The 24,256-nt window shown below is 73.3% G+C and carries 27 protein-coding genes; 11 read left to right on the top strand and 16 right to left on the bottom strand.

Translation table 11 applies throughout. The features are described 5' to 3' along the window. Positions 1-39 precede the first annotated feature (39 nt). The gene (locus tag IG86_RS40115; RefSeq protein WP_051785385.1) at positions 40-1,503 is read right to left on the bottom strand and encodes a serine/threonine-protein kinase; all 1,464 of its coding nucleotides are present in this window, start codon (positions 1,501-1,503) and stop codon (positions 40-42) included. An 85-nt stretch (positions 1,504-1,588) separates the two neighbouring features. Here IG86_RS40115 and IG86_RS0124350 point away from each other — a divergent pair, with 85 nt between their 5' ends. Beyond that, entirely contained in the window at positions 1,589-2,107 is a 519-nt protein-coding gene (locus IG86_RS0124350) for a DUF4240 domain-containing protein (RefSeq protein WP_030828653.1), read from the top strand. Positions 2,108-2,119: 12 nt separating this feature from the next. On the opposite strand, the gene IG86_RS0124345 is transcribed toward IG86_RS0124350, so the two are convergent. Next, positions 2,120-2,890, bottom strand: a complete 771-nt coding sequence (locus IG86_RS0124345) for an SDR family NAD(P)-dependent oxidoreductase (protein ID WP_030899608.1) — start codon at positions 2,888-2,890, stop codon at positions 2,120-2,122. Between the two features lie 86 nt (positions 2,891-2,976). Between IG86_RS0124345 and IG86_RS0124340 the strand changes: the two genes are divergently transcribed. Further along, positions 2,977-3,630 carry a TetR family transcriptional regulator gene (locus IG86_RS0124340; RefSeq protein WP_030899606.1) on the top strand — a complete coding sequence of 218 codons (654 nt, stop codon included), beginning with the start codon at positions 2,977-2,979 and terminating at the stop codon, positions 3,628-3,630. A 64-nt stretch (positions 3,631-3,694) separates the two neighbouring features. Here IG86_RS0124340 and IG86_RS43075 read toward each other — a convergent pair whose 3' ends face one another. Next, positions 3,695-4,249 carry a hypothetical protein gene (locus IG86_RS43075; protein WP_157854877.1) on the bottom strand — a complete coding sequence of 185 codons (555 nt, stop codon included), beginning with the start codon at positions 4,247-4,249 and terminating at the stop codon, positions 3,695-3,697. A 168-nt stretch (positions 4,250-4,417) separates the two neighbouring features. Next, positions 4,418-5,827, bottom strand: coding sequence for a type I glutamate--ammonia ligase (gene glnA, locus IG86_RS0124330; RefSeq protein WP_030654817.1), 1,410 nt, complete (start codon positions 5,825-5,827; stop codon positions 4,418-4,420). A gap of 185 nt (positions 5,828-6,012) precedes the next feature. On the opposite strand from glnA, the gene IG86_RS0124325 reads away from it, so the two are divergent. After that, positions 6,013-6,480 (top strand): RDD family protein, encoded by a 468-nt coding sequence (locus tag IG86_RS0124325; protein WP_030654814.1) that lies wholly within the window; start codon positions 6,013-6,015, stop codon positions 6,478-6,480. 93 nt (positions 6,481-6,573) lie between these two features. Here the strand turns inward: IG86_RS0124325 and IG86_RS0124320 are convergent, their stop codons facing one another. The 5 genes from IG86_RS0124320 to IG86_RS0124300 all read right to left on the bottom strand — a co-directional run bounded on the left by IG86_RS0124320 (position 6,574) and on the right by IG86_RS0124300 (position 10,061). Continuing rightward, positions 6,574-7,272: a DUF4191 domain-containing protein gene (locus IG86_RS0124320; RefSeq protein ID WP_030654812.1), complete on the bottom strand. Its 699-nt coding sequence runs from the start codon at positions 7,270-7,272 to the stop codon at positions 6,574-6,576. Between the two features lie 10 nt (positions 7,273-7,282). Then, entirely contained in the window at positions 7,283-7,480 is a 198-nt protein-coding gene (locus tag IG86_RS0124315; RefSeq protein WP_030010916.1) for an SCO2195 family GlnR-regulated protein, read from the bottom strand. Positions 7,481-7,728: 248 nt separating this feature from the next. Continuing rightward, a complete protein-coding gene (lipA, locus tag IG86_RS0124310) occupies positions 7,729-8,718 on the bottom strand; it encodes a lipoyl synthase (protein WP_051785384.1) in 990 nt (329 codons plus the stop codon). A 130-nt stretch (positions 8,719-8,848) separates the two neighbouring features. Then, positions 8,849-9,640, bottom strand: coding sequence for a lipoyl(octanoyl) transferase LipB (lipB, locus tag IG86_RS0124305; protein ID WP_030828639.1), 792 nt, complete (start codon positions 9,638-9,640; stop codon positions 8,849-8,851). Positions 9,641-9,716: 76 nt separating this feature from the next. After that, positions 9,717-10,061: a hypothetical protein gene (locus tag IG86_RS0124300; protein WP_037942960.1), complete on the bottom strand. Its 345-nt coding sequence runs from the start codon at positions 10,059-10,061 to the stop codon at positions 9,717-9,719. Positions 10,062-10,233: 172 nt separating this feature from the next. Between IG86_RS0124300 and IG86_RS0124295 the strand changes: the two genes are divergently transcribed. Beyond that, positions 10,234-11,673 carry an NsdA family TPR-like regulatory protein gene (locus IG86_RS0124295; RefSeq protein ID WP_030828624.1) on the top strand — a complete coding sequence of 480 codons (1,440 nt, stop codon included), beginning with the start codon at positions 10,234-10,236 and terminating at the stop codon, positions 11,671-11,673. A gap of 77 nt (positions 11,674-11,750) precedes the next feature. On the opposite strand, the gene IG86_RS0124290 is transcribed toward IG86_RS0124295, so the two are convergent. The 3 genes from IG86_RS0124290 to IG86_RS0124280 form a co-directional block, all read right to left on the bottom strand. Beyond that, complete coding sequence (locus tag IG86_RS0124290; RefSeq protein WP_030828622.1) at positions 11,751-13,022, bottom strand: NAD(P)/FAD-dependent oxidoreductase; 1,272 nt, start codon at positions 13,020-13,022, stop codon at positions 11,751-11,753. A 153-nt stretch (positions 13,023-13,175) separates the two neighbouring features. Further along, positions 13,176-14,066 carry a TIGR01777 family oxidoreductase gene (locus IG86_RS0124285; protein WP_030828619.1) on the bottom strand — a complete coding sequence of 297 codons (891 nt, stop codon included), beginning with the start codon at positions 14,064-14,066 and terminating at the stop codon, positions 13,176-13,178. A 153-nt stretch (positions 14,067-14,219) separates the two neighbouring features. After that, entirely contained in the window at positions 14,220-14,891 is a 672-nt protein-coding gene (locus tag IG86_RS0124280; protein WP_030828616.1) for a VIT1/CCC1 transporter family protein, read from the bottom strand. Positions 14,892-15,067: 176 nt separating this feature from the next. Here IG86_RS0124280 and IG86_RS0124275 point away from each other — a divergent pair, with 176 nt between their 5' ends. Continuing rightward, positions 15,068-16,150, top strand: coding sequence for a PP2C family protein-serine/threonine phosphatase (locus IG86_RS0124275; protein WP_030654786.1), 1,083 nt, complete (start codon positions 15,068-15,070; stop codon positions 16,148-16,150). Positions 16,151-16,217: 67 nt separating this feature from the next. On the opposite strand, the gene IG86_RS0124270 is transcribed toward IG86_RS0124275, so the two are convergent. Beyond that, on the bottom strand, positions 16,218-16,469 hold the full coding sequence (locus IG86_RS0124270) for a hypothetical protein (RefSeq protein WP_030828613.1): 252 nt from the start codon (positions 16,467-16,469) through the stop codon (positions 16,218-16,220). Positions 16,470-16,576: 107 nt separating this feature from the next. Between IG86_RS0124270 and IG86_RS0124265 the strand changes: the two genes are divergently transcribed. Beyond that, a complete protein-coding gene (locus IG86_RS0124265) occupies positions 16,577-16,948 on the top strand; it encodes an ArsC/Spx/MgsR family protein (RefSeq protein ID WP_030899595.1) in 372 nt (123 codons plus the stop codon). A 57-nt stretch (positions 16,949-17,005) separates the two neighbouring features. Here IG86_RS0124265 and IG86_RS0124260 read toward each other — a convergent pair whose 3' ends face one another. Together IG86_RS0124260 and IG86_RS0124255 are read right to left on the bottom strand one after the other, a co-directional pair. Then, positions 17,006-17,836, bottom strand: a complete 831-nt coding sequence (locus IG86_RS0124260) for a class I SAM-dependent methyltransferase (protein WP_078848257.1) — start codon at positions 17,834-17,836, stop codon at positions 17,006-17,008. Between the two features lie 18 nt (positions 17,837-17,854). Beyond that, positions 17,855-18,751 (bottom strand): alpha/beta fold hydrolase, encoded by an 897-nt coding sequence (locus IG86_RS0124255; protein WP_051785383.1) that lies wholly within the window; start codon positions 18,749-18,751, stop codon positions 17,855-17,857. A 51-nt stretch (positions 18,752-18,802) separates the two neighbouring features. On the opposite strand from IG86_RS0124255, the gene IG86_RS0124250 reads away from it, so the two are divergent. From IG86_RS0124250 to IG86_RS0124240, 3 genes are all read left to right on the top strand, one after another. Then, complete coding sequence (locus IG86_RS0124250; protein ID WP_385872925.1) at positions 18,803-19,306, top strand: MarR family winged helix-turn-helix transcriptional regulator; 504 nt, start codon at positions 18,803-18,805, stop codon at positions 19,304-19,306. After that, positions 19,303-20,715 carry a MocR-like pyridoxine biosynthesis transcription factor PdxR gene (gene pdxR / locus IG86_RS0124245; RefSeq protein WP_107056273.1) on the top strand — a complete coding sequence of 471 codons (1,413 nt, stop codon included), beginning with the start codon at positions 19,303-19,305 and terminating at the stop codon, positions 20,713-20,715. The genes IG86_RS0124250 and pdxR overlap by 4 nt, the downstream gene beginning before the upstream one ends. A gap of 117 nt (positions 20,716-20,832) precedes the next feature. Next, entirely contained in the window at positions 20,833-21,366 is a 534-nt protein-coding gene (locus IG86_RS0124240; RefSeq protein ID WP_078658702.1) for a hypothetical protein, read from the top strand. A gap of 11 nt (positions 21,367-21,377) precedes the next feature. Here the strand turns inward: IG86_RS0124240 and IG86_RS0124235 are convergent, their stop codons facing one another. Then, on the bottom strand, positions 21,378-22,301 hold the full coding sequence (locus IG86_RS0124235; protein ID WP_030899587.1) for a Gfo/Idh/MocA family protein: 924 nt from the start codon (positions 22,299-22,301) through the stop codon (positions 21,378-21,380). A 267-nt stretch (positions 22,302-22,568) separates the two neighbouring features. On the opposite strand from IG86_RS0124235, the gene glnII reads away from it, so the two are divergent. Next, positions 22,569-23,588, top strand: a complete 1,020-nt coding sequence (glnII, locus tag IG86_RS0124230; protein ID WP_030654759.1) for a glutamine synthetase — start codon at positions 22,569-22,571, stop codon at positions 23,586-23,588. A gap of 86 nt (positions 23,589-23,674) precedes the next feature. Further along, positions 23,675-24,058: a hypothetical protein gene (locus IG86_RS0124225; protein WP_051785382.1), complete on the top strand. Its 384-nt coding sequence runs from the start codon at positions 23,675-23,677 to the stop codon at positions 24,056-24,058. Positions 24,059-24,256 lie beyond the last annotated feature (198 nt).

The raw sequence follows: 24,256 nt of genomic DNA, 5'->3' as shown, positions 1-24,256 counted from the left end.
CGCCCGTGAGGCGGCCCGCCCAGGAGGGGACGGGCCGCCTCACGGCGTTTCGGCGGGTTCTCCCCGCGCGGTGCCCCCGGTGCCGGTCGGCGGCGTCGCGGAGCGGCTGCCGCCCTGGCGACGCAGGCCCGCGCGGACGGCTCCGTGCCGCATCCGGACGTGGAGCCTGCGTGCGTACTCGCCGGCTTCCGGGGGCGGGGGCGCCGACTCGTCCCCGGGCCGTACGGCGGAAGGGGAGGGCTTCTTGTCCCACAGGCCGCTGCCCGGCGCACCGTCTTCCTGGTGCCGGACCCACACCTCGATCAACGCCCTCAGTCTGGTGCCGACGGCCCCGACGACGGCCCGCCCGAGGATGGTGTCGGCCCGTCGGCGCGCGGACGCCACCGTGCGGCGGGCCGTCTCCTCCGCCTCGGCGCGCCGGGCGCGCGCCTCGTGCACGGCCTCCTCGGCGGCGTCGACGGCCCGGACGGCGGCGGAACGCGCCTGTGCGAGAACGGCCCGGGCCTGCTCGTGCAGGGCCTCGGCGGCGCGTTCCGCGTTCTCGCGGATCTCCGCCGCGGTCCTCTCGGCCTCGCCGCGCAGAACGGCCGCCTCCTCCTCGGCCCGGCGGCGCAGCCGCGCCGTAGCCGGCGGGAGGTGCCCCTCGGCGGGGCCGTGGGCGTCCAGTTGCGCACGTAATCCGGCCACGACCTGGGCAGCGCTCTCGGGGCGTTCCGCCGGGTCCTTCGCGAGCAGACGCATCACCAGCGCGATGACGCCTTCGGGGACGCCCGGGACAGCTTCCGCGGTCAGCGGCGGGGCCGGCGTGTGCACCTGCTGGAAGAGCAGCGCGATCCGCTCCCCGGCGAAGGGCGGCCGCCCCGTCAGCCCCTCGTACAGCATGCATCCCAGACTGTAGAGGTCGGTCCGGGGGCCGATGTCGGCGTACCCGGCGCACTGTTCGGGTGACGTGTAGGCGAAGGTGCCCATCGCACTGCCGTCCGCGGTGCTCCGCCCGACCCTGAGCGAGTCGGTCAGTATCTTGGCGAGGCCGAAGTCCAGGACCTTGACGACGCCCGTCTCGGTGAGGAGGACGTTCTGCGGCTTGATGTCCCGGTGCAGGATGCCGCGGCGGTGCGCCGCGGCCAGCGCCTCGGCCGTCTGGCAGCCCCAGTTCACCAGGTCGTACCACGGCAGCGGCCGGTCCTCCCGGAACACCTGGGCCAGCGTCCGCCCGCGGAGGAGCTCCATCACGAGGTAGAGCACGCGGCCTCCCGCCAGGGCGGCCTCGCCCCAGTCGTGCGCGGTGACCGTGTGCCGGTGGGGCAGGTTGCCCAGCGAGCGGACCTCGTGGGCGAACCGCCGCTCGGCCTCCTCGGCCTCCGCGCCGGGCGCCATGCGTACGAGTTTCACGGCGACCGGCCGGCACATCCGTTCGTCCTCGGCGGCCCAGACGTCGCCCATCCCGCCACTGCCGAGCCGGCGCTTCAGGTGGTAGCGGCCACCGAGCGTCGTCCCTTCCATCGGTCCCCCTCACCCCGGCCCCGCCCCCCGCGGCGGAATCTCGCGGTGGCGGTGCGCGCCCCCACCCATGATGCTGGATCCCGTGATGGACGAGACGGAGTTCTGGGAGATCGTGGACCGTACGCGCGACGCCGCCGACGGCGACGCGGAGGAGCATGCCGAGCTGCTCGTGGAGCGGCTGGTGCAGCTCGATCCGGACTCCGTCCTGGACTTCGCCCGGCACTTCGAGTCCCGGTACAACCGGGCGTACACGTGGGACCTGTGGGGCGCGGCCTGGGTGCTGCTCGACGGGGCGAGCGACGACGCCTTCGACTACTTCCGCTGCTGGCTGATCGGGCAGGGGCGGGAGGTCTTCGAGGGCGGTGTGCACGACCCGGACCATCTCGCGGAGCTGCTGGGCGACTTCGACGAGGAGATCGACGGGGACGGCGAGGAGCTCGGGTACGCGGCCGACGAGGCGTACGAGCAGCTGACCGGGGCGGTGGCCCCGGATCTGGGCGTGCCGTTGCAGGCGGCGGAGCCGGAGGGCGCCCCGCTGGACTTCGAGAACGAAGCCGTGCTCGCGGAGCGCTTCCCCCGGCTGTGGGACCGGTTCCGTGCCTGAGGGCGCGCCCGGTCAGTAGTGCGTGCCGCCGTCGATGCGGATCTCGGTGCCGGTGATGAAGGCACCGTCCTCGGAGCCGAGCATGGCGACGACGCCGGCGACGGCCTCGGGGCCGGCGAAGCCCTGGCCGATGGCCGGGGCGAGCTTGGCGAAGAGGGACCAGTCGGTGTCCTCGGGCAGGCCGGGGCCGGTGCCGGTGGTCATGCCGCTCTCGATGGAGCCGGGTGCGACGCTGACGAAGCGCAGGCCCTGCTTGCTGTACTCGGCGGCCAGTGCGTGGGTCATGGACTGGATGCCGCCCTTGCTGGCCGCGTAGGCGGACATGTAGGGGTGGGCGAAGGACGCCGAGGTGGAGCTGAAGTTCACGACGACCGGCCGGTCTCCCTCCAGCAGCGCCGGGAGGGACTCGCGGATCATCAGGAAGGTGCCGGTCAGGTTGACCGCGATGATCTGGTTCCACAGGTCGAGCGTGGTCCGGTGGGTGTGCGCGGAGCGCAGGATGCCCGCCGCGTTGACGAGTACGTCCATCCCGCCGAGGGCGCGGGCTGCGGCGGCGACGCCTTCCCTGACGGCGTTCTCGTCGGATATGTCGAGGAGCGCGGTGGTGAGCCGGTCGGCGTGGCCCGCCGCGGCGGCCTGTTCGGCGGTGGCCGCGAGGCCGGCCTCGCTGACGTCGACCACGTGGACCCGGCCGCCTTCGGCGAGCAGGCGGTGGACGGTGGCGCGGCCGATGCCGGAGCCGCCGCCGGTGATGAGGACGCGTCGTCCTTCGTAACGGTTCATGGCGTGAGCGTACCGAAGGAGTGGCACGTTTTGTCATGCTGACAAAAAATGCCTTCCCTGAGAGAGGCGAACGGTAGGCTGCACCCGTGAAATCCCCTCGCCCGTACGCCCCCCAGGCCGGCCCCGGAGCCCAGTCGCTGACCGAGCGACGCAAGGCGGCGACGCAGCTCGACATCGCCCGCGCCGCCTGCGAGCTGTTCGCCGAGCACGGCCCCGACGGCACCACCGCCGAGGACATCGCCCACCGCGCGGGCGTGGCGCTGCGCACCTTCTACCGCTACTTCCGCAACAAGCAGGAGGCCGTGGCCCCGCTGCTGGCGGGCGGCGGCGACGCCTGGCGCGCGCTGCTCGCGGAGGAGGATCCGGGAACCCCCCTCGCCCAGGCGCTGGAGCGTGCCGTCACCCGGTCGCTGAGCGGCCCGCAGGCGGTCGAGGAGGGCCTGGAGGTGACCCGCGGCCTGCTGCGCGCGGCGGCGGGCGACCAGGCGTTGCGCGCGGTCTGGTACCGCGTGAACCAGGACTCCGAGGAGGGCCTGGTGCCGGTGATCGGCAGGCTGGCGGGGCCGGACGCGGACCTGCGGGAGGTACGGCTGCTGGCCGCCGCGGCCACGGACGCCATCCGGGTGGCGCTGGAGCTGTGGTCGGCGACGGACGCCCCGGTCTCGGGGCCCGGCTCCCCCGCCGAGCTCGCGGTCCTGTGCCTGCGCGACCTCACAGGAGCGATGCCCCTGCTGCGCTGAACCAGCGCAGCAGGGGCATCGCCCCGGTCCCACGGCCCTCCGTGGTCAGACGGGTGTCAGGGGCTCAGCGGCCGCCACCCCAGCCGCCACCGCCGCCGTTGCCGCCACCGCCGCCGTTGCCGCCGCCCCAGTCACCGTTGCCGCCGCCACCGCCGCCGCCCCAGTCACCGTTGCCGCCACCGCCGTTGCCGCCGCCCCAGTCACCGTTGCCGCCGCCGCCGCGGCCGCCCCAGTCACCGTTGCCGTCGCCGCCGCGGCCGTTGCCCCAGTCGCCGTTGCCGCCGCGGCCGTTGCCCCAGTCGTTCCAGTTGCCGTTGCCGCCGCGGCCGGAGTCGTTCCAGTTCGCGTCGTGCCAGTTGTTGCGGCGCCAGTCGGAGTCGTTCCAGTTGCTGTCGCGCCAGTAACCGCGGTCGCCGCCCACACCCGCGTTGTCCCAGCACCAGCTGGGCCGGTCGCGCCAGTCGCGGTTGCAGCAGTAGTCCCACCGGGCGTCGGAGCGGTTCGAGGGGTACCGGTAGCAGTCGTAGCCGCCGTTCCCGCCGCCGCCACCACCGGTGACGACCGCGGCCGAGGCGGCGACGGGCAGCAGACCGATGGCTATACCTGCGGCTCCGGTCATGGCTGCCGCAACGATCCTACGGCGCATTCTCATGCACCTCCGAACATGTCTCGCTTATGAGGCCTTTAGGTCATTTCCACCCTTACTCCGCCCGGGCGGCCTGTCAAAGCGGAAAGGCCCCCCGCCTCGCTCCGTGGAGCGTGGCGGGGGGCCTCCCATCAGGCATTTTTAGAGGTCGAAGTACAGCTCGAACTCGTGCGGGTGCGGGCGCTGCGCGATCGGGGCGATCTCGTGCGTGCGCTTGTAGTCGATCCAGGTCTCGATGAGGTCGGGGGTGAAGACACCGCCGGCCAGGAGGTACTCGTGGTCCTCCTCCAGGGCCTTGAGGACGTCCTCGAGGCTGGTCGGGACCTGCGGGACGCTCGCGTGCTCGTCCGGGGAGAGCTCGTAGAGGTCCTTGTCGATCGGCTCCATCGGCTCGATCTTGTTCTTGATGCCGTCGAGGCCCGCGAGGAGCAGGGCCGAGAAGGCCAGGTACGGGTTCGAGGACGGGTCCGGCGCGCGGAACTCGACGCGCTTGGCCTTCGGGTTCGAGCCCGTGATCGGGATGCGCATGGCGGCGGAGCGGTTGCGCTGCGAGTACACCATGTTGACCGGCGCCTCGAAGCCCGGCACCAGGCGGTGGTAGGAGTTCACCGTCGGGTTGGTGAAGGCGAGCAGCGACGGGGCGTGCTTGAGGATGCCGCCGATGTAGTAGCGGGCGGTGTCCGACAGGCCCGCGTAGCCGGCCTCGTCGTAGAAGAGGGGCTCGCCGCCGGCCCACAGCGACTGGTGGACGTGCATGCCCGAGCCGTTGTCACCGAAGATCGGCTTCGGCATGAAGGTCGCGGTCTTGCCGTTCTTCCAGGCGACGTTCTTCACGATGTACTTGAAGAGCATCAGGTCGTCGGCCGCGGCCAGCAGCGTGTTGAACTTGTAGTTGATCTCGGCCTGGCCACCGGTGCCGACCTCGTGGTGCTGGCGCTCGACCTGGAGGCCCTGGGCGTCCAGCTCCAGGGAGATCTCGGCGCGCAGGTCCGCGAAGTGGTCGACCGGGGCGACCGGGAAGTAGCCGCCCTTGTAGCGGACCTTGTAGCCGCGGTTGTTCTCCTCGGAACCGGTGTTCCAGGCGCCGGCCTCGGAGTCGATGTGGTAGAAGCCCTCGTTCGCGGTGGTCGCGAAGCGCACGCTGTCGAAGATGTAGAACTCGGCCTCGGGACCGAAGAACGCGGTGTCGGCGATGCCGGTGGAGGCGAGGTACGCCTCGGCCTTCTTCGCGATGTTGCGCGGGTCGCGGCTGTAGGCCTCACCCGTGATCGGGTCGTGGATGAAGAAGTTGATGTTCAGCGTCTTGTCGCGACGGAAGGGGTCCAGGCGCGCGGTGGTGATGTCGGCGCGCAGCGCCATGTCGGACTCGTGGATCGCCTGGAAGCCGCGGATCGAGGATCCGTCGAAGGCGAGCTCCTCCGCCGGGTCGAATGCCCGCGCCGGGATCGTGAAGTGCTGCATCACACCAGGCAGGTCGCAGAAGCGGACGTCGACGAACTTGACGTCGTTCTCCTCGATGTACTGCTTGACTTCGTCGGCGTTCTGGAACATCCAACTCCTCCTACTCCCGGCCCCGGGGGAGGGACGGGCTTTATAGCTCGTGGTGCGTCAGTGCGGTGCCGCACGCTGACCCGACCATAAGCAGACGGGATTTCCCAAGCATGACCCATTTGTTTCGCACAAGTTAACCAGGGTCCGGCCGGAGTGCCGTGAGGCGCCACCGGTACCGTGGTCGGGTGGACAACAGACAGGCAATCGGATCCTGGCTCTCCGGCCCCAAGGCGGCCGCCGAGGAGATGGGTGTCGACTTCGGCTATCCGGGCCAGCGGCTCGGCCTGCCGCAGGAGGGGCCCGGCTCGGTGGCACGGTTCGGGCGCCGGATCGCGGCCGTGGCCCTCGACTGGATCGGCTGCCAGCTCATCGCGTACGGGCTGATCACCGGCGGGAACCTGGGCGCCGCGGGCAACTGGACCCTCGGGCTCTTCGTGGCCCTGACGATCCTGACGGTCGGCACCGTGGGCTTCACCCCCGGCAAGCGGGCCCTGGGCCTGCGGGTCGTCGCCGAGGACGGCGGCCGGCTCGGCATCGTCCGGGTGGTCGTGCGCACGCTGCTGCTGGCCCTCGTCATCCCCGCACTGATCTGGGACCGCGACGGCCGCGGCCTCCACGACCGCCTCGCGCGCGCCGTCCAGGTCCGCATCTGACACGTTGCGGTACGAGACGGGGGTGCCCCCGAGCCGGCCGGCTCGGGGGCACCCCCGTCTCGTATACGAAAATCAGCTGAGCGCGTCGGCGTGTCAGCGCATCTTTCCGCCGCGCGGCATCTTCATGCCCTTGGGCATGGGGCCCTTCGGCAGCGGCATGTTGCTCATGAGGTCGCCCATGGCCCGCAGCTTGTCGTTGACCTGGGTGATCTGGGGGCCCGCCAGGACGCGCGGCAGCTTGAGCAGGGTGGTGCGCACCTTCTTGAGCGGCACCTCGCCCTCGCCCGTGCCCACGATGAAGTCGTGGACCGGCACGTCCGGCATGATCCGGGCCATCTTCTTCTTCTCGTTCGCGAGCAGCGGCTTCACGCGGTTGGGGTTGCCCTCGGCGATCAGCACGACGCCGGCCTTGCCCACGGCGCGGTGGACGATGTCCTGCTGCCGGGTCATCGCGATGGCCGGGGTGGTCGTCCAGCCCCGTCCCACGTTGTCCAGTACGGCCGCGGCCGCTCCCGGCTGTCCCTCCATCTGCCCGAAGGCAGCCCGCTCGGCCCGTCGCCCGAAGACGATCGCCATCGCGAGGAACGCCACCAGGAAGCCCAGGATGCCCAGGTAGACCGGGTGGTCGATCAGGAAGCCGATCGCAAGAAAGACACCGAAGGTGACGATTCCCACGCCCGCGACGATCAGACCGACCTTCGGGTCGGCCTTGCGCGTCATCTTGTACGTCAGGGCGATCTGCTTCAGTCGCCCGGGGTTCGCAGCAGTCTCTGCGTTTGACTTCCTCGCCATACAGCGAAGTTTACGTGGCCTGCGGGGTTCGGGTAGCCGCGGCCTCAAGTACGTGTTCGGTTTCGACCCGGTCCTTGGCCCTCTTGCGATCCTCCAGGACGGCCGTCCAGGCGTTGCGGCGGGCCCCGCTCATGAGGAGGGACTCGATGCCGCGGAAGGCGTCGGAGAGCGTCGGGATGGCGATTGCGCGTACTGGCGCGGCCTGCATGATGTCGATCCCTTTCGCGATGCTCACGTCTGGGGGGAGGTGGGCGGTGTGTACGGTGCGTGGACCAAGCGTCACTGACTGGTGTTACCAGGGCGTGACCGGCCGGTCAAATGTGATTGACACGTTGCATACGCCGACGCGGCCCGCCGGGTTCTTTCCTCAGGAAAGAGCCTAGGGGCCGCGTCGGTGCGGGATTACCCGTTGGTAGCACTTTGTGCGCGACTTCACACGCACGGTTGCGCTCCTCGTCAGAGGGTCGCGCGCTTCTCGTTCTCCCGGTCGAGATCGGCCTCGCCACTGCTGCGCTTCTCCATCGCCTGCTGGTACAGACGACCCGCCCGGTACGACGAGCGGACGAGCGGGCCGGACATCACGCCGGAGTAGCCGATCTCCTCGGCCTCCTTCGCCAGCTCCACGAATTCGGCCGGCTTCACCCAGCGCTCGACGGGGTGGTGACGAGGCGAGGGCCGCAGGTACTGGGTGATGGTGATGAGCTCGCAGCCGGCCTCGTGCAGGTCCTTCAGGGCCTGCGAGACCTCTTCGCGCTCCTCGCCCATGCCGAGGATCAGGTTCGACTTGGTGACCAGGCCGTAGGCGCGGGCCTTGGTGATCACGTCGAGCGAGCGCTCGTAGCGGAAGCCGGGGCGGATCCGCTTGAAGATCCGCGGCACCGTCTCGACGTTGTGCGCGAAGACCTCGGGGCGGGAGGCGAAGACCTCCTCCAGCAGCTCCGGCACCGCGTTGAAGTCGGGGGCCAGCAGCTCGACCTTGGTGTGGCCGGCCTCGCGGCCCGCCGTCTGCTGGTGGATCTGGCGCACGGTCTCGGCGTACAGCCAGGCACCGCCGTCGGCGAGGTCGTCGCGCGCGACGCCGGTGATGGTGGCGTAGTTCAGGTCCATCGTGACGACGGACTCGCCGACGCGGCGCGGCTCGTCGCGGTCCAGCGCCTCGGGCTTGCCCGTGTCGATCTGGCAGAAGTCACAGCGCCGGGTGCACTGGTCACCGCCGATGAGGAAGGTGGCCTCGCGGTCCTCCCAGCATTCGTAGATGTTGGGACATCCGGCCTCCTGGCACACCGTGTGCAGTCCTTCGCCCTTCACCAGGGCCTGCATCTTGGTGTACTCGGGACCCATCTTCGCCCGCGTCTTGATCCACTCGGGCTTGCGCTCGATGGGGGTCTGGGCATTCCGGACCTCCAGGCGCAGCATCTTGCGTCCGTCGGGTGCGACTGCGGACACGACCGGCTCCCTGTGACTTCGATTGTTCGGGCGCCCACCAGGGTACGCCCGTAATTTCGTACGCTCTTACGTCGCCCAACCTGCGAGCGGCCGGACGCATTCCCGGGGGCTCCCGGGGCTTCCCGGACGGCTAGGCGGTCTCGATCTCGCGGGGCCGCAACTCGGCGTGCTCCAGTACGTCCTTCAGGTGGCGCTCGGCGACCGGGAGCACCTCGGCGATGGTGATCTCGCGGCCCAGTTCGTACGAGAGCGAGGTCACACCGGCGTCCCGGATCCCGCAGGGGATGATCCGGTCGAACCAGGTGCTGTCCGGGTTCACGTTGATCGCGAAGCCGTGCATCGTGACGCCCTTGGCGACCCGGATCCCGATGGCGGCGAGCTTGCGGTCCTCGCGGCGCTGGCCGGCGTTGGACGGGGCGTACTCGGGGCCGTTGAGGCGGGGGTCGAACTCCTCGTCGTGCAGGCGGGGGTCCAGCTCCAGGGAGAGTCCGCCGATCTTCGGGCGCTCCTCCACCGGGTCGCCGAGCACCCAGACGCCGGAACGGCCCTCGACCCGGGTGGTCTCCAGGCCGAACTCGGCGGCGGTGCGGATCAGCGCCTCCTCCAGACGGCGGACGTGGGCCACGACGTCCACCGGGCGGGGCAGCTTCATGATCGGGTAGCCGACCAGCTGGCCGGGGCCGTGCCAGGTGATCTTGCCGCCGCGGTCGACGTCCACGACGGGGGTGCCGTCCAAAGGGCGCTCACTGGGGTCGGTGCGCCGTCCCGCCGTGTAGACCGGCAGGTGCTCCAGCAGCAGGCAGGTGTCCTCGATCTCGTCCGCGAAGCGGGCCGCGTGCACCCTGCGCTGCTCTTCCCAGGCCCGGGTGTACTCGACGGATTCAGCTCCGAAGCCCAGACGGACAAACCCAAGCTCAGCCACCGCAGCGCCTCCTCATTGAACCTGCTGTGTGCACGTACTTCACTGAGCAAGGGTACGGCTGCCCGTACGGGCCCCTTCAGGGCCCCGTGTCCGGCCGCGGCCGGGGCTCCGGGCGGGCCTCCGGCCCGGCTTCCGGCCATGACTCCGGCCCGGGCTCCGGCATGCGCCACGGCAGCTGCTTCGGCCGTCGGCGGCCCTTCGGCGGGCGGTCCGGGTCCTCGTCCGCGCGCGGCAGCCGCCGGTGGCCCTCCGAGTGGTCGTTCACCCAGCCGCACACGCCGCACGCGTAGCGCCCGTCGAGCCCCGCGATGTAGGTGCCGCAGCGCCGGCACTCGGCCTCGGTGAGCTCGGGCGCGGGCAGCGGAGCGGTGGAATCGGGCCGCTCCTCGGGGAGGTGCGACCGGTGGGGCCGGCGGGTCATGGCCCGCAGCGTACGCGGGCGGAGGGGGCGAGTCCGTAAAGAGCCCTACCGATTCTGCACACGATCGGATGAATGTGGGGCAGAGAGGGCGGCATGAGCGGAGTTCGCCGCTACATTCACGCCGTTCAAGGGCCGGGACTCCGGTCCGTCACGTCAGGAAACCGTGGAGCCGATGACGGAACGACCTGCCCAGCGTGTCCCCAACCGGCAGCTCGCGGCGCTGATCGCGGAAGCCGGGTTCTCCAACGCCGGGCTCGCCCGACGCGTCGACCAGCTCGGCCTGGAACACGGTCTCGACCTGCGGTACGACAAGACGTCCGTGACCCGCTGGCTGCGCGGCCAGCAACCCCGCGGAACCACCCCCGCGCTGATCGCCGAGGTCTTCACCCGGCGGCTGGGCCGCCGGCTCTCCGCGCAGGACCTGGGTCTGGACGCCTGCGCCCCGGTCTACGCGGGGCTGGAGTTCGCGGCCACCCCCGAGGAGGCCGTGGACATCGCGAGCGGCCTGTGGCGCAAGGACTCCGGATCCCACGCCGAACTCCGGAAGATCGCCTTCACCCCGGCCGGCCTGGTCGTCCCCAGCCGGGACTGGCTGATCGGGCGGCCCGACGAGCGCGTGGCCCGCGGCGCGGAGCCGGCGGCCGCCCGGATCCCGCTCCAGGGCCGGGCCACGGTGCCGCGGCAGCGGCAGATCGACCGTGGCCCCGGGCAGCGCGTGACGGCCGGCGACATCGCCGCGCTGAGATCGGTGAGCGACCTCTTCCGGACCCTGGACCAGGCCTACGGCGGCGGGCACGCCCGCCAGGCGCTCGTGCGGTACCTGGAGCACGAGGCCGAGCCGATGCTCCGGGGCACCTACGGCGAGACCACGGGGCGGCGGCTGTTCGCGGCCGCCGCGGACCTGACCCGGCTCGCGGGCTGGACCTCGTACGACATCGCCGCGCACGGGCTCGCACAGCGGTACTTCGTACAGGCCCTGCGGCTGGCGCAGGCGGCCGGGGACCGCCCCTACGGCTCGTACGTGCTGATCACCATGAGCCGGCAGGCGGTCTACCTCGGGCACGGCCGGGAGGCGGTGCAGCTGGCCCGGGTGGCCCAGCAGGGCGTCGGCTCCGGCCCGCCGCCGGTGGTGCAGGCGATGCTGCACGCGGCGGAGGCACGGGGGCACGCGGTCCTCGGCGAGGTCCGGGCGGCGACGGCCTCGCTGGTGCGGGCCGAGCGTGCGCTCGGCGCCGCCCGTCCGGGGGACGACGTACCGCACTGGGCGCGCCTGTACGACGAGGCGCAGCTGGCGGACGAGTTCGGGCACTGTCACCGGGACCTGCAGCAGTACCGGGCCTCGGCGCAGCACGCGGAGCGGTCCCTGCAGCTGAGGGCGCCGGGGTTCGCGCGGTCGCGGCTGTTCTGCCGGGTGGTGCTGGCCACGGCCCGGCTGGGGCTGGGCGAGCTGGACCAGGCGTGCGCGCTGGGTGCGGAGGCGGCGCAGCAGGCGATGGAGATGCGGTCGGTGCGGGCGGTGGAGTACGTACGGGACTTCGAGCGGCGGTTGGAGCCGTACCGGGACGCGGCGGCCGTGCGGACGTACCGGGACCGGGTGGCGGCGCTGTCCTAGCGGGACCGGCCCCGCCGGGGCGTGACAGGGGCCCGGTCCCGAGGCGGTGGACCGGGCCCCTGTGGCCTCTGTGGTTCTCAGGCCGCCACCGGGAGTGCGGGCTCCGGGGCGACCGGGAGCGGGATGCCGAAGTCGCGCAGGATCGCGCCGCCGGCGCGGCGGGCCGAGTGCAGGGCCCCCTGGACGGTGTTGGTGTCGCGGTGGTCACCGCACACGTAGAGCCCGGCCAGGACCCGGACCGGGCGGCGCCGGTCGTGCGGCGGGGGCATGGCGGGGACGGCCTCCGGGGTGTGGTGGACGGCCAGCAGCTCCCATTCGCGGGTGGGGGTGTCGTAGAGGCGGGCGAGGCGCGAGGCGACGGTGCGCACGGGCGGCGGCGGTCCGAGCACGGTCGTGGTGACCAGGCTGCGGCCGGCGGGGGCCCGCGTCGGGTCGACCGCGCTCATGACGGCGGTGTGGCAGACGGGCCAGTGGGGGTCCCCGTCCAGGATCAGCGAGCCGTCCCGTGGCAGGGGGGTGGCGGTGGCGTGGTGCAGGACGGTGACCTCGTGGAACGCGGGCACGCGCAGGCCGGGCAGGAGCTCGGCGGCGGCGCGGGCGCCGGTGGCCAGCAGGACGGAGCGGCAGCGGAAGTCGCCGTGCTCCTCGGTGGTGACCAGGTTGGTGGCCACCGACCGGACCCTGATGCCGGTCCGTACGGTGCCGGGCGGCAGCCCGGAGGCGAGCAGGTCGGGCAGGGCCGCGGCGCCGCCCTCGGGCACGGCGAGGCGGCCGCGGGCGAAGGTGCGCAGGGCGAGGTCGGCGACCCGGCTCGACGTGGTGAGTTCCGGGTCCCGGAGCAGGGCGGCGAGCAGTGGCCTCAGCACGCCGCCCAGGGTGCGCTGCGGCAGGCCGCGGGTGCGCAGGGCGGCGGAGGCGGTGCGTTCGGGCCGGGCGAGCAGCTTGTCCTCGGGCAGCGCGGCGAGCCTGCCGAGGGCGGCGCTGAGCCGGGCCTGGTCGAGGGATCCGCTGGCCAGGGCGCGGGCGGGGGTGAGGGACCCGGCCCGCAGCTGCCTGCCGTCGGTGTGGACGAGGACCCCCGGTGTGAAGGGGCGCAGGACCAGGGCGCGCAGTGCGTGGGTGCGTTCGAGTTCGCTGTACGCGGTGTTGAGCAACTGGGCCGTCCGGTCGAGCCGGAACCCGTCGGCCGTTTCGGTGGCCATCCGCCCGCCGGGGTCGTCCGCGGCCTCCAGGACGGTGACCGTGACCCCGGCTGCGATCAGGTGGTGCGCGGCCGCGAGTCCTGAGACTCCGGCTCCTACGATGACGACGTCCGCATGGTGTGCGGCATTGGGTGCGCTGCTGAGCACGTGCCCCTCCCCGAGGTCGGCGCGGCTGTGTGGGGATCCTCCTTCCCTCAACCGGCTGCGGGGGAACCCGAGTTCGGCCGGGTATTACGGACAACTCCGGTCGCACGACGGTCGCATCCGGGTCACGAACGGTCGCACACGGTCGCACGCCGACTATCGGAGTGCGGCTCGGATGGCTTGCTCGATGCCGGGATCGCGGAAGACGAAGCCGGACCCCAGCAGCCGGGCGGGGCGGGCCCGCTGACCGCCCAGCACGTCCTCGGAGAACTCCCCGAGCACGACGCGCAGGGCCACGGCCGGTACGGGCAGCACCGCCGGCCGGCGCAGCACCCGGGCCATGGCGGCGGTGACCTGGCGGTTGGTCAGCGGTTCGGGGGCGGTGAGGTTGACGGGGCCGCTGAGGGCCGGGGTGTCGATGATGTGGCGCAGGGCCGCGACCTCGTCGTGGAGGGAGATGAACGGCCAGTACTGGCGGCCGTCGCCGAGCCGGCCGCCGACGCCGGCCCGGAAGAGGGGGAACATCCGGCCCCAGGCCCCGCCCTCCTTGGCGACGACCAGTCCGGTACGGGCGAACGCGGTGCGGATCCCGGCCTCCTGGGCCGGGGCGGCGGCGGCCTCCCACTCCAGGCAGACGGAGGGCAGGAAGCCGTGCCCGGCGGGGGCGTCCTCGTCCACGACGCGGTCGCCGGTGTCCCCGTAGTAGCCGACGGCGGAGCCGCTGACCAGGACGCCGGGCGGTGCGTCGAGTCCGGCGAGCGCGTTCGCGAGCGCGGCCGTGCCGAGCACCCGGCTGTCGCGGATCTTCCGCTTGTACTCGGCGGTCCACCGGTGGTCGCCGATCCCTGCCCCGGCCAGGTGCACGACGGCGCCGCAGCCGGCCAGGGCGGCCCGGTCGACGTGGCCGCGCTCCGGATCCCACCGCGCCTCGTCCGCGCCGGCCGGCTCCCGCCGCACGAACCGCACCACCTCGTGGCCGTCGGTCCGCAGGGACCGCACGAGTGCACTGCCGATGAGCCCGGTCGACCCGGTGACTGCGATGCGCATGTCCCCATCCTGCCGGGTCGCTGCGCTGTGTTCGGGCTGTTCGGGGCGCGTCGTCGTCCTTCGCCGGACGGGCGCGCCCGTCGGGCGTCACGACACGGCGCTCCGCGCCCGCGCCCCGAACGCCGGCGGGGCTGCTTTCCGGAGCCCGGTCCGTCAGGCGGTGGCGGTGCCGAGCCAGGTGCCGACCGCGTAGGTGACGGCCATGGCCAGCGCGCCGCCGGCCACGTTGCGGGCGACGGCGCGCGGTACCGGCGCACCGCCCAGCCGTGCGCTGAGCACCCCGCACAGCGTGAGCGCCGCCAGGACCGCCACCACCGTCACCGGCACCCGCGACGACGGCCCCGGCAGGATGATGGCCAGCAGCGGCAGCAGCGCCCCCACCGTGAAGGCGATGAGGCTCGCGAAGGCCGCGTGCCACGGGTTGGCCAGCTCGTCCGGGTTGATCCCCAGTTCCACCCGGGCGTGGGCGCGCAGCGCGTCCCGTTCCGTGAGCTGCTCGGCGGCCTCCCGGGCGACGCCCCGGCTCAGGCCCCGCTCCACCAGGAGGTCGGTGAGCTCCTCCAGCTCCGCCTCGGGCTCCTCGGCCAGCTCCCGGCGTTCCATGTCGAGGGCGGCCCGTTCGGAGTCGCGCTGGGAGCTGACGGAGACGTACTCCCCCGCCGCCATCGACAGCGAGCCCGCCAGCAGCCCGGCGACGCCCGCCGCCAGGATCGTCGCGCGCGAGGTGGTGGACCCGGCCACACCGACCACGAGACCCGCGGTGGAGATGATCCCGTCGTTGGCGCCGAGCACCCCCGCGCGCAGCCAGTTGAGCCGCGTGCTCATCTGTGCGCTCGCCGCCCCGTCACCGGCGCCGTGCGCCTCGACGTGGGCACGGCCGGGCGCCCGCCCGGGGCCTTCGTTTCCCGTCACGCCACCACTGTGGCCGCGCGGAGCGTACGAAGCCACCCGGCGGGCCGGTCCGGGGTGCGCGGGCCCGGCCCCCGTACCAGGGTGGAGGGGTGAGACGCGGACGCGATGAGCCGGGCGGGCTGCGCGGCGAGCCACCGCCGCGCTGGGCCCGGATCGCGCCCGCGGCGGCTCTGGTGGCCCTCGTCCTGGCGCAGGCGCTCACCACCGACGTGGAGCTGGGCTTCTTCCTGGCGGGTCTGCCGCCGGTGGCCGCGTTCGCGTACGGGGCGGCCGGGACCGCGGCCTTCGCCGCCATCGTCCTGCTGCTGCTGGGGGTGCACGACATCGGCGTCGCCCATGCCCGGGGCACGGACCTGGCGACGGTGGCCGTCGTCGGGCTGCTGAGCGTGGTCATCGCCTGGGTCCGCCAGCGCCGGGACGAACAGCTGGTCAGCGTGCGGACCGTCGCGGAGGCGGCCCAGCTGGCGGTGCTGCCGCCGGTGCCGGACCGGGTGGGTGCGGTGCGCTGCTCGGGCCTCTACCGGGCGGCGCAGCGCGGCACCCTGGTGGGCGGCGACCTGTACGACGTACGGGTGGGGCCGTACGGGGTACGGGCGCTGGTCGCGGACGTGCAGGGGCACGGCCTGGCGGCGGTGGCCACGGTGGCGGCGCTGCTCGGGGCCTTCCGCGAGGCCGTGCTCGACGACGCGGAGCTGGCGGCGGTGGCGGTGCGGCTGGACCGGCGGCTGCTGGCGGACGCGGCGGACGCCCATGTGGACCATCCGGAACTGTTCGCGACGGCGGTGCTGGTGGAGTTCCCGCCGGGGCTGGACCTCGTACGGTTCGTGTCGTGCGGGCATCCGCCGGCGCTGAGGCTGCGCGGGGCGGCGGTGGACGAGGTGACGGTGGAGCCGGGCCCTCCGCTGGGCCTGGGGCTCGCGGGACCTGATCCGCCGAAGGTGGTGGAGCTGCCGGTGCTGCCCGGGGACCAGTTCCTGCTGCACACCGACGGCGCGACCGAGGCCCGGGACGCGGCGGGGCACTTCTACCCTCTGGCGACCCGGGTGCCCGTCCTGTCCCGGGACCCGGTGGGCCTGGTCGGGGCGGTGTGGCGGGACCTGTCGGCCTTCACGAACGGCGGACCGGGCGACGACGTGGCCCTGCTGCTGCTCTCCCCCGACGGCCGCCCGTGACCGGCCCGGACCCCGCCCCGCCCGAGGTCAGGGGCGGGGCGGGGCCGGGGCATGCGGTGACGAGCCGTCACGATTCCTTGATGAACGCGCGCACCATCTTGCAGGTGACGTTGGACGGGCGGTGGATCCCCGTCCGGACGGCCATCGTCCGGATCTTCCGGTTGGTGGCGCGCCTGGCGTCATACGTCCCCGAGTCGAGCAGGGATATCGCCAGCCGCATCGCCTTCAGACGGCGGTTGTGGCTCTCGTACCACTCGCGGGGCAGGCCCGCCGGCAGCGGCTTCTTCTGGACGGGCCGGACGGTGCTGGCAGTGGCCATCTACAGCCTCCCAAACGGTAGTTGGCTTCCTGTCGTTCTCCCTCGATTTTACCGGGGACCACTGACAAAAGCCCCTGGCCAGACGGGCCCTGGGTAGGGTTGGGGCCATGGAGATCTGGATCAACCCCGCCTGTTCCAAGTGCCGCAGCGCGCTCACCCTGCTGGACGCCGAGGGCGCCGACTACACCGTGCGCCGCTACCTGGAGGACGTGCCGTCGCAGGACGAGATCCGCGAGGTGCTGGGCCGTCTCGGGCTGGAGCCGTGGGACATCACGCGCACCTCGGACCCGCTGGCCAAGGAGACCGGCGTGCGGGACCTGCCGCGCGAGGAGTCGGACGCGGCGCGGGCCCGGTGGATCGCCCACCTGGCCGCGCACCCGAAGCTCATCCAGCGCCCGATCATCACCGCCGAGGACGGCACGGCCGTGGTCGCCCGCTCCGAAGAGGCCGTCCGCGACGCCCTGTCCCGCAATGGCTAGCCAGTGTCCGCAAAGTAGCCGGACCCCGCCGGGCAGGCGGGGCGTTGCGGACACGGTCTAGACGCGGCGGGCGATGACTTCCATGCAGGCGCGGTAGCGCTCGCTGACCGCGTAGTGGAGGGGCTCGAAGCCGTGCTCCTCCATCAGCTCGTAGAGGCGCCGGCGGCTGAAGTTGTGGAAGTGCTCCAGCTCCCCCCAGTAGGGGTTGGCCTCGCCCGCGTCGAGCAGGCGCCAGACCGAGCAGTCGTAATTGGGCATCGACGCGAAGATCACGCCGCCGTCGCGCAGCAGACGGTGCGCTGCGGCCAGGCCCTCGCCGGGGTACGGCATGTGCTCCAGCACGTCGGCCAGGCTGATCACGGAGTACCGGCCGGGGGCGTCGAGTGCCGTGAGGTCGGCGCAGTGCGCTTCGATGCCGAGCCGGCGCAGCCCCTCCGCCGTCGACGGCCGCAGATCGAGGCCGTGCGGCTCGAAGCCCCACTCCTCGGCGGTGAACAGCAGTGATCCGTTGCCGAAGCCGACGTCGAGCCAGCGGCCGTCCGCCGCGAAGCGCGCGACGCGTTCGACGATGCGCGCCGAGGTGTAGCGGTTCTGCTCGAAGCCCGCACCGGGCTGCTGGTTCGGGTTGGTCGCGGAGAAGATCTCGGCCGAGACCTCGTCCGAGAAGTAGCCGTCGGTGAAGACGTGCCCGCAGGCGGCGCAGCGCATCCAGGTCATGACCGGTGCGACGACGGGCTTGTAGAGCGGGTGCCGCGAGCAGTCCCCGGTCCTCAGGACGGAGATGCCGGCGTCGGAGCAGAGCGGGCAGGCGTCGTACAGCAGGCGCGGCTGGGGGGACGCGAGCGGGACGGTGGCGGAAGTGGCCGCTAGGGCCTGACCGGCGGACATATCAGGAAAATAGCGACTCTACGGGTCGATGCGCCGCTGACGCGCGGGTTCCTGGTCGGCGAGCAGGCGGGCGATCTCGGCGGCGGCCGTCAGGGGCAGGCCATGGTGCGAGACCCCGGGCAGTACGTCGACCCGCGCACCCGGCAGCGCCTCGCGGGCGGCGCGGGCCGCCCGGACGGCATCGTGGCAGCGCGCCCGCCCGGCGAAGAGGACGTCCACCCGGACCCCCGCCCGCCCACCGGGCGGCTTCGCGAGCGCGCCGAGGTCGGGGCGCGGTCCGGTGACGGGCCGGCCGGTCGGGAAGCGGGCGGTCTCGTCCTGGAGCCGGAGCCAGGCCGGATCGAGGGCCGCCCCGCGGGTCTCCCAGGCGAGGAAGGAGCGGATCCGCCGCGGGGTGGGCCGCAGCAGCACGGGCAGGGCGCGCAGGACGTAGCCGGGGCGCAGTCCCGCGAAGACCTGGGTCGGGTCGAGCAGGACGAGGCGGCCGAGCCGGGCGGGCCGCCGGGCGGCGTGGTGGGCGGCGATCCAGGCCCCGTACGAGTGCCCGCCGAGGGTCACCGGTCCGTGCGGGGCGAGCCCGTCGAGCACCGCGTCGAGCCAGTCGGTCAGGTCCTCGGCGGTCCGCGGGGCCCGCCCGGGCTCCGGGACGCTGAGCCCCGGTTCGCCCAGCAGGTCCACGGCGTGCACGCGGTGGGTGCGGGCGGCTCCGGCGGCGGCGCAGGCGCCCCACACCGCGGAGGTGGCCCCGCCGCCCGGCAGCAGGACCAGCGGCGGGGCGTCGGCCGGGCCGCAGCTGGTGACGCGGGTGGTCCCGTAGGGGGTCGGCAGGTCGACGGCCTCGACGGGGCCGGGCCATCCGGCGAGCACCTCGTCGTAGGCGGCACGGAAAGAAGAGGAGCAGTGGGGAGAGGACACGGGCTGCTCCTATGTCTCGCCGGGCGATAATCTCGCTGAACGAGATATTACGTGGGAGGCGATGTGCACGACAACCACGAGCCGGGTGGTCCCGGTCCACTCGGCCGCGAGCCGGACAACCTTCAGCTGGTGCACCTGCTGCGGGCGGTGACCGTCGACTTCGGCCTGCGCCAGGCGGAGTTCGCCGCCCGCAACGGCATGCACCCCACCGACGTACGGGCCCTGATCTGCCTGTTGGACGCGGACCGCGCGGCCGAGCCGGCCACGGCGGGCCTGCTCGGCGCCCGGCTCGGCCTCAACTCGGCGGGCACCACCGCCGTGATCGACCGGCTGGAGCGGCTCGGCCACGTGGCCCGGATCCGGGACGACCAGGACCGGCGCCGGATCCTGCTGCGGGTGGAGCCGGGGGCGGTCCGCCTGGGCCGGGAGTTCTTCGGGCCGCTGATCGACGGGGTGCTGAGGGTGCTGGACTCCTTCGACCCCTCCGAACGGGACACCGTCCGCCGCTTCCTGACGTCCGCCCGCGCCGTCTTCGCGTCGGAGCCGCGCCCGTGACCGCCCCCACCCCCGACCCCGAGTCCGGCTCGGGCGCCGACCTGCACCTGGATCTGCCCGCCGAGGGCCCCCGGCGCACCGCCCTCGCCCAGGCCCTGCGCGCCGCCGTGCGCAGCGGACGGCTGGCCGGCGGGACGCGGCTGCCTCCGTACCGGGCGCTGGCCGCCGACCTCGGGCTGGCCCGCAACGCGGTCGCCGACGCCTACGCCGAACTGGTCGCCGAGGGCTGGTTCACGGCCCGGCAGGGCTCCGGCACCCGGGTCGCGGAAGGGGTGGCGAGTCCGCCCGCGCCGGCCGCCGGGACCGGACCGCCGCCCGAACCGCCCCGGCACGACCTGCTCCAGGGCAAACCGGATCCGGCCTCCTTCCCGCGGGGCCCCTGGGCCACCAGCGCCCGGCGGGCCCTGGCCGAGGCGCCCACCGAGGCCTTCGGGCCCGGCGATCCACGGGGCCGCCCCGAGCTGCGGCGGGCTCTGGCCGGCTACCTGTCCCGGACGCGGGGCGTGCGCACCGGCCCCGAGAACATCGTGATCTGCTCCGGCTTCGCCAACGGGCTGCGGCTCCTCGCGTCCCTGCGCCCCCGGGACTGGGCCGTGGAGTCGTACGGACTCCCCTTCCACCACGGCATCCTCGACGCCGCCGGGGTCCGGCCGCACCCCGTCGCGGTCGACGAGGACGGCGCCCGGACCCAGGAACTCCCCCTGCGGGCGCGCACGTTGCTGCTCACTCCGGCGCACCAGTTCCCGACCGGGGGCCGCCTGCTGCCCGCCCGGCGCGCCGCCGCCGTGGAGTGGGCCCGCAGCACCGGCGGCGTGATCGTGGAGGACGACTACGACGGGGAGTTCCGCTACGACCGCAAACCGGTCGGCGCGGTGCAGGGGCTGGCCCCGGAGCACGTGGTCTACGCGGGCTCGCTCAGCAAGAGCCTCTCCCCCGCGCTCCGCCTGGGCTGGCTGGTCCTCCCGGACCACCTGGTCGGGCAGGTCGTGGCGGCGAAGGGGCTGCGGGAGTCGTGGGCGAGCGCGCTGGACCAGCTGGCCCTCGCCGACTTCATCGACTGCGGGGCGTACGACCGGCACGTGCGGCGGATGCGCCTGCGCTACCGCGGCCGCCGCGACCAGCTGGTCTCCGTCTTGGCCACGCGCGCCCCGCAGGTCCGGGTCACCGGCATCTCGGCCGGCCTGCACGCCGTGGTGGAACTCCCGCCGGGTTGTGAGGCCCGGGCACTCACGGCCTCCGGCGCCGCCGGGCTGGCCCTGGACGGCCTCTCCTCCTACCGGCACCCCGCCGACCGGAACCCGCCCCGCGAGGGTCTCGTCGTCGGCTACGCGGCGCCCCCGGACTCCGCTTTCGGCCGCGCCCTGGACGCCCTGGCGGAGGTGGCCCGCCGAGCGGCGGCGGGCCGGTAGCCGGAAGCCGGCACTCCGGGGGCGGCCCGGTCGGTCGCCTTCATCTCGCCCCCACCTCGCACCTCGTAGGGTGGCCCGGAGCACCGAAGTGGGACGTACCGCACCAAAGGACTCGCCGTGACCGAGCAGCAGCCGCAGGAAACCGCCCCCGGCGCGCACCCGTTCCCCCCGTCCCGGCGGGGGGTCGACTGGATGTTCGGCGGGGTGTACGGGACGGTCCTGGCCAGCGGGCTACTGGCCGCGCTCGACCAGAAGGGCGGGGACTTCACCCCGTACTACGACGCCAGCTGGGTGCTCGTCACGGCGGCCACGGCCGGGCTCGCCCACGGCTACGCCCACCACATGGCGTCCCACGAGGAGGGCTCGGCCGGGCACCGGTGGCGACTCCTGGCCGTGGCGCTGTGGAACGAGTGGCCGCTGATCGTGGCCGCCCTGCCCACCGTCCTGCTGCTGATCGTCTCCGGGATCTTCGACTGGGACTCGTACGGGGTGACGGCCGTCGGCCTCGGCCTGAACACCGCCCTGCTGTTCGCCTGGGGTTCGGTCGTGGCGCTCCGCGTGGGCTACCGGCCCGGTTCGGCCCTGCTGATCGGCTTGGCCGACGCCACCATCGGCCTCGCCATCATCGTCGCCAACGCCCTCATCAAATAGCGGGCCGGACCTCACACGGGGAGCTGCGCCTCCGCCTGCGCCAGGATCTCCGTCAGCCGCGCCCCGAACTCCGCTCCGCGCGGATCGGGCACGCCCGTCCGGGCGGCGGTGAGCAGCGCGTCGAGGGCCCGCCCGTAGGCACCCGGCACGTCGCTCCAGCCGGGCAGTTCGTGCACGCCCTCGGTGCCGCGCAGTTCCAGCCCCACCCCGGCGGCCGCGCGCGGCGCGCCCAGGCTGAGCACGGCGGTACTGGCCGCGCCGGAGGCGTGGCGCAGCGCCAGCTGGACGACGTCGGAGGGGCCGCGGGTGGCGCTGACCCCGGTGACGTCCCCGAGGATCGGGATCAGGACCGACAGGGCGTGCGGCCCGACGTCCCACAGCCCGCCCTTGGCCTTGCGCCAGGGCGAGTCGGCGTAGGCGCTGGGCGTGCCGTCGGGCGGGAAGACGGCGCCGAGCCAGTGCGCGGCCGCCGTGAACCAGCCGGTGCGGGCGGCCTGCTCGGCGACCCAGCCCGCGGTGGGCTCGGCGAAGCGCAGGGTGAGGAAGACGACGGAGGCGACCTGGTGGCGGTCGACCGCGTCGGCGACGGCCCGGGCGTCCCGGGGCGTCGTCGCGACGGGCTTGTCGAGCAACAGGTGACATCCGGCGGCGGCCGCGCGCACGGCGAGCGGGGCCTGGACGTCGGGCGGCAGGGCGAAGGCGACGACGTCACAGTCGGCGAACAGCGCGTCGGGGTCTTCGTACACCTTCACGCCGTACTCGTGCGCCAGCTCCGCAGCGGCTTCGGGCCGGCGCCCCCACACTCCGGCGAACTCGGAGCCGGCGTGGGCGGCGAGGGCGGGGGCATGGGTGCGGTGCGCCCAGGGGCCGGTGCCCAGCAGCCCGACCCGGGGGCGGGAACCTACGGGGGCCTGACCGGCGGCGGTCGCGGCGATGGTCTCGGCGGCGGACCCGGCGGGATCTCCGGCACGGTCTCCGGCGGGGCTCAAATCAGACGAAATGCTCACGCGGTCAGTCTGCCCCACCCGGACGGGTGCTCGACCGCCAACCCGCACATGCCGCCCGACCAGCGGCGTAAACCTCGGTAACACGGGGTTCACACACGGGCAACGGAAGAGAAATCGCGGGCGGGCACGCTGCGGTCAACACCGCAGCGATGAAGCAGCGTCCAGCAGCACCCGCAGAGTCTGAGGATGGGGCCCGTGAGCTACAAGGCTGAATACATCTGGATCGACGGCACCGAGCCGACGGCGAAGCTTCGCTCCAAGACGAAGATCCTGGCCGACGGCGCCGAGCTGCCGATCTGGGGCTTCGACGGATCGAGCACCAACCAGGCCGAGGGTCACGCGTCCGACCGGGTCCTGCAGCCGGTGTTCTCCTGCCCGGACCCCATCCGCGGCGGGGAGAACGTCCTGGTGCTGTGCGAGGTCCTGAACATCGACATGACCCCGCACGAGTCGAACGCCCGCGCGCTGCTGCGTCCGGTCGCCGAGAAGTTCGCGGGCCAGGAGCCGATCTTCGGCATCGAGCAGGAGTACACCTTCTTCGACGGCGCCCGTCCGCTGGGCTTCCCGGTGGGCGGCTTCCCGGCCGCGCAGGGCGGCTACTACTGCGGTGTCGGCTCGGACGAGATCTTCGGCCGCGAGATCGTCGAGAAGCACCTGGACCACTGCCTCGCGGCGGGCCTGAGCATCTCCGGCATCAACGCCGAGGTCATGCCCGGCCAGTGGGAGTTCCAGGTCGGCCCCGTCGGCCCGCTGGAGGTGTCCGACCAGCTGTGGATCGCGCGCTGGCTGCTCTACCGCACCGCCGAGGACTTCAACGTCTCCGCGACGCTGAACCCGAAGCCGGTCAAGGGCGACTGGAACGGCGCGGGCGCGCACACCAACTTCTCCACGAAGGCGATGCGCGAGGACTACCGCGCGATCATCTCCGCGTGCGAGGCGCTGGGCGAGGGCAGCAAGCCGCTCGACCACGTCAAGAACTACGGCGCCGGCATCGACGAGCGCCTGACGGGCCTGCACGAGACCGCCCCCTGGAACGAGTTCAGCTACGGCGTCTCGGACCGCGGCGCCTCGGTCCGCATCCCGTGGCAGGTGGAGAAGGACGGCAAGGGCTACATCGAGGACCGCCGCCCGAACGCGAACGTGGACCCGTACGTGGTGACCCGCCTCATCACGGACACCTGCTGCACCGGCCTGGAGAAGGACGGCCTGGTCTGACGACCGCGCCCGACACCGACACCGACGCCCGTCGAGCCTCCCGAGGCCCGGCGGGCGTTGTCAGTGCCGGGTGGCACGGTGGACCCATGTTGGCGATCAGGATCCACACGGAGCGCGGCGAGTCCCGCGAACGGCCCGCGCTCGGCTTTCTTTCCGAACTCGTGGCGCGCATCGGCGCGGACGGGGACCACTTCGTCATCGTCGAGCGGCTGACGGCGGATCCGGACGAGTACGTACAGGTGTGGCACGACGAGGGCGAGGACTACCAACTGGAGCACCGCGCCGGCTCCGCCGACCGGCACTTCCGGACGTATCTGCCCACGGCGGCCGAGGTGGCGGCCTACATGGCCCGCTGGGCCCGCGGGGAGAAGGACTGGGACACCGGTCCCCACTGGGAGCGCCTCGACTTCCCGCCGGAGCCGGAGCCCGCCGACGCACCGCCGCTCGATCCGCAGGTGAAGGGGAGTTGACGGAGGCGGTCCGCGGACGGCGGCGCTGCGGCCACGACGGCCGGGAGGTCGTCACGACACCCGCTCGGGGGCCGGGGTGGGCGCGGGGAGGGCGTGGGGAGACTCCGCCCACGATGCGATACGGGTGACGGGACCGGACTGGCGGAAGCGGTTGGCGAGTTGATGGATTGTCCCGGTTTGCCGGGCAGGAGGACCGGA

This window comes from Streptomyces virginiae, from assembly GCF_000720455.1.
Taxonomy (GTDB): Bacteria; Actinomycetota; Actinomycetes; order Streptomycetales; family Streptomycetaceae; genus Streptomyces; species Streptomyces virginiae.
This window is presented reverse-complemented; position numbering and strand designations above follow the sequence as displayed.

What these genes read in the sequence shown, in the direction of transcription:
- IG86_RS40115 (WP_051785385.1), bottom strand. Translation starts at nt 1,503, where the DNA reads ATGGAAGGGACGACGCTCGGTGGCCGCTACCACCTGAAGCGCCGGCTC.
- IG86_RS0124350 (WP_030828653.1), top strand. Translation starts at nt 1,589, where the DNA reads ATGGACGAGACGGAGTTCTGGGAGATCGTGGACCGTACGCGCGACGCC.
- IG86_RS0124345 (WP_030899608.1), bottom strand. Translation starts at nt 2,890, where the DNA reads ATGAACCGTTACGAAGGACGACGCGTCCTCATCACCGGCGGCGGCTCC.
- IG86_RS43075 (WP_157854877.1), bottom strand. Translation starts at nt 4,249, where the DNA reads ATGACCGGAGCCGCAGGTATAGCCATCGGTCTGCTGCCCGTCGCCGCC.
- glnA (WP_030654817.1), bottom strand. Translation starts at nt 5,827, where the DNA reads ATGTTCCAGAACGCCGACGAAGTCAAGCAGTACATCGAGGAGAACGAC.
- IG86_RS0124320 (WP_030654812.1), bottom strand. Translation starts at nt 7,272, where the DNA reads ATGGCGAGGAAGTCAAACGCAGAGACTGCTGCGAACCCCGGGCGACTG.
- IG86_RS0124315 (WP_030010916.1), bottom strand. Translation starts at nt 7,480, where the DNA reads ATGCAGGCCGCGCCAGTACGCGCAATCGCCATCCCGACGCTCTCCGAC.
- IG86_RS0124300 (WP_037942960.1), bottom strand. Translation starts at nt 10,061, where the DNA reads ATGACCCGCCGGCCCCACCGGTCGCACCTCCCCGAGGAGCGGCCCGAT.
- IG86_RS0124295 (WP_030828624.1), top strand. Translation starts at nt 10,234, where the DNA reads ATGACGGAACGACCTGCCCAGCGTGTCCCCAACCGGCAGCTCGCGGCG.
- IG86_RS0124285 (WP_030828619.1), bottom strand. Translation starts at nt 14,066, where the DNA reads ATGCGCATCGCAGTCACCGGGTCGACCGGGCTCATCGGCAGTGCACTC.
- IG86_RS0124280 (WP_030828616.1), bottom strand. Translation starts at nt 14,891, where the DNA reads ATGAGCACGCGGCTCAACTGGCTGCGCGCGGGGGTGCTCGGCGCCAAC.
- IG86_RS0124270 (WP_030828613.1), bottom strand. Translation starts at nt 16,469, where the DNA reads ATGGCCACTGCCAGCACCGTCCGGCCCGTCCAGAAGAAGCCGCTGCCG.
- IG86_RS0124265 (WP_030899595.1), top strand. Translation starts at nt 16,577, where the DNA reads ATGGAGATCTGGATCAACCCCGCCTGTTCCAAGTGCCGCAGCGCGCTC.
- IG86_RS0124260 (WP_078848257.1), bottom strand. Translation starts at nt 17,836, where the DNA reads ATGTCCGCCGGTCAGGCCCTAGCGGCCACTTCCGCCACCGTCCCGCTC.
- IG86_RS0124225 (WP_051785382.1), top strand. Translation starts at nt 23,675, where the DNA reads ATGTTGGCGATCAGGATCCACACGGAGCGCGGCGAGTCCCGCGAACGG.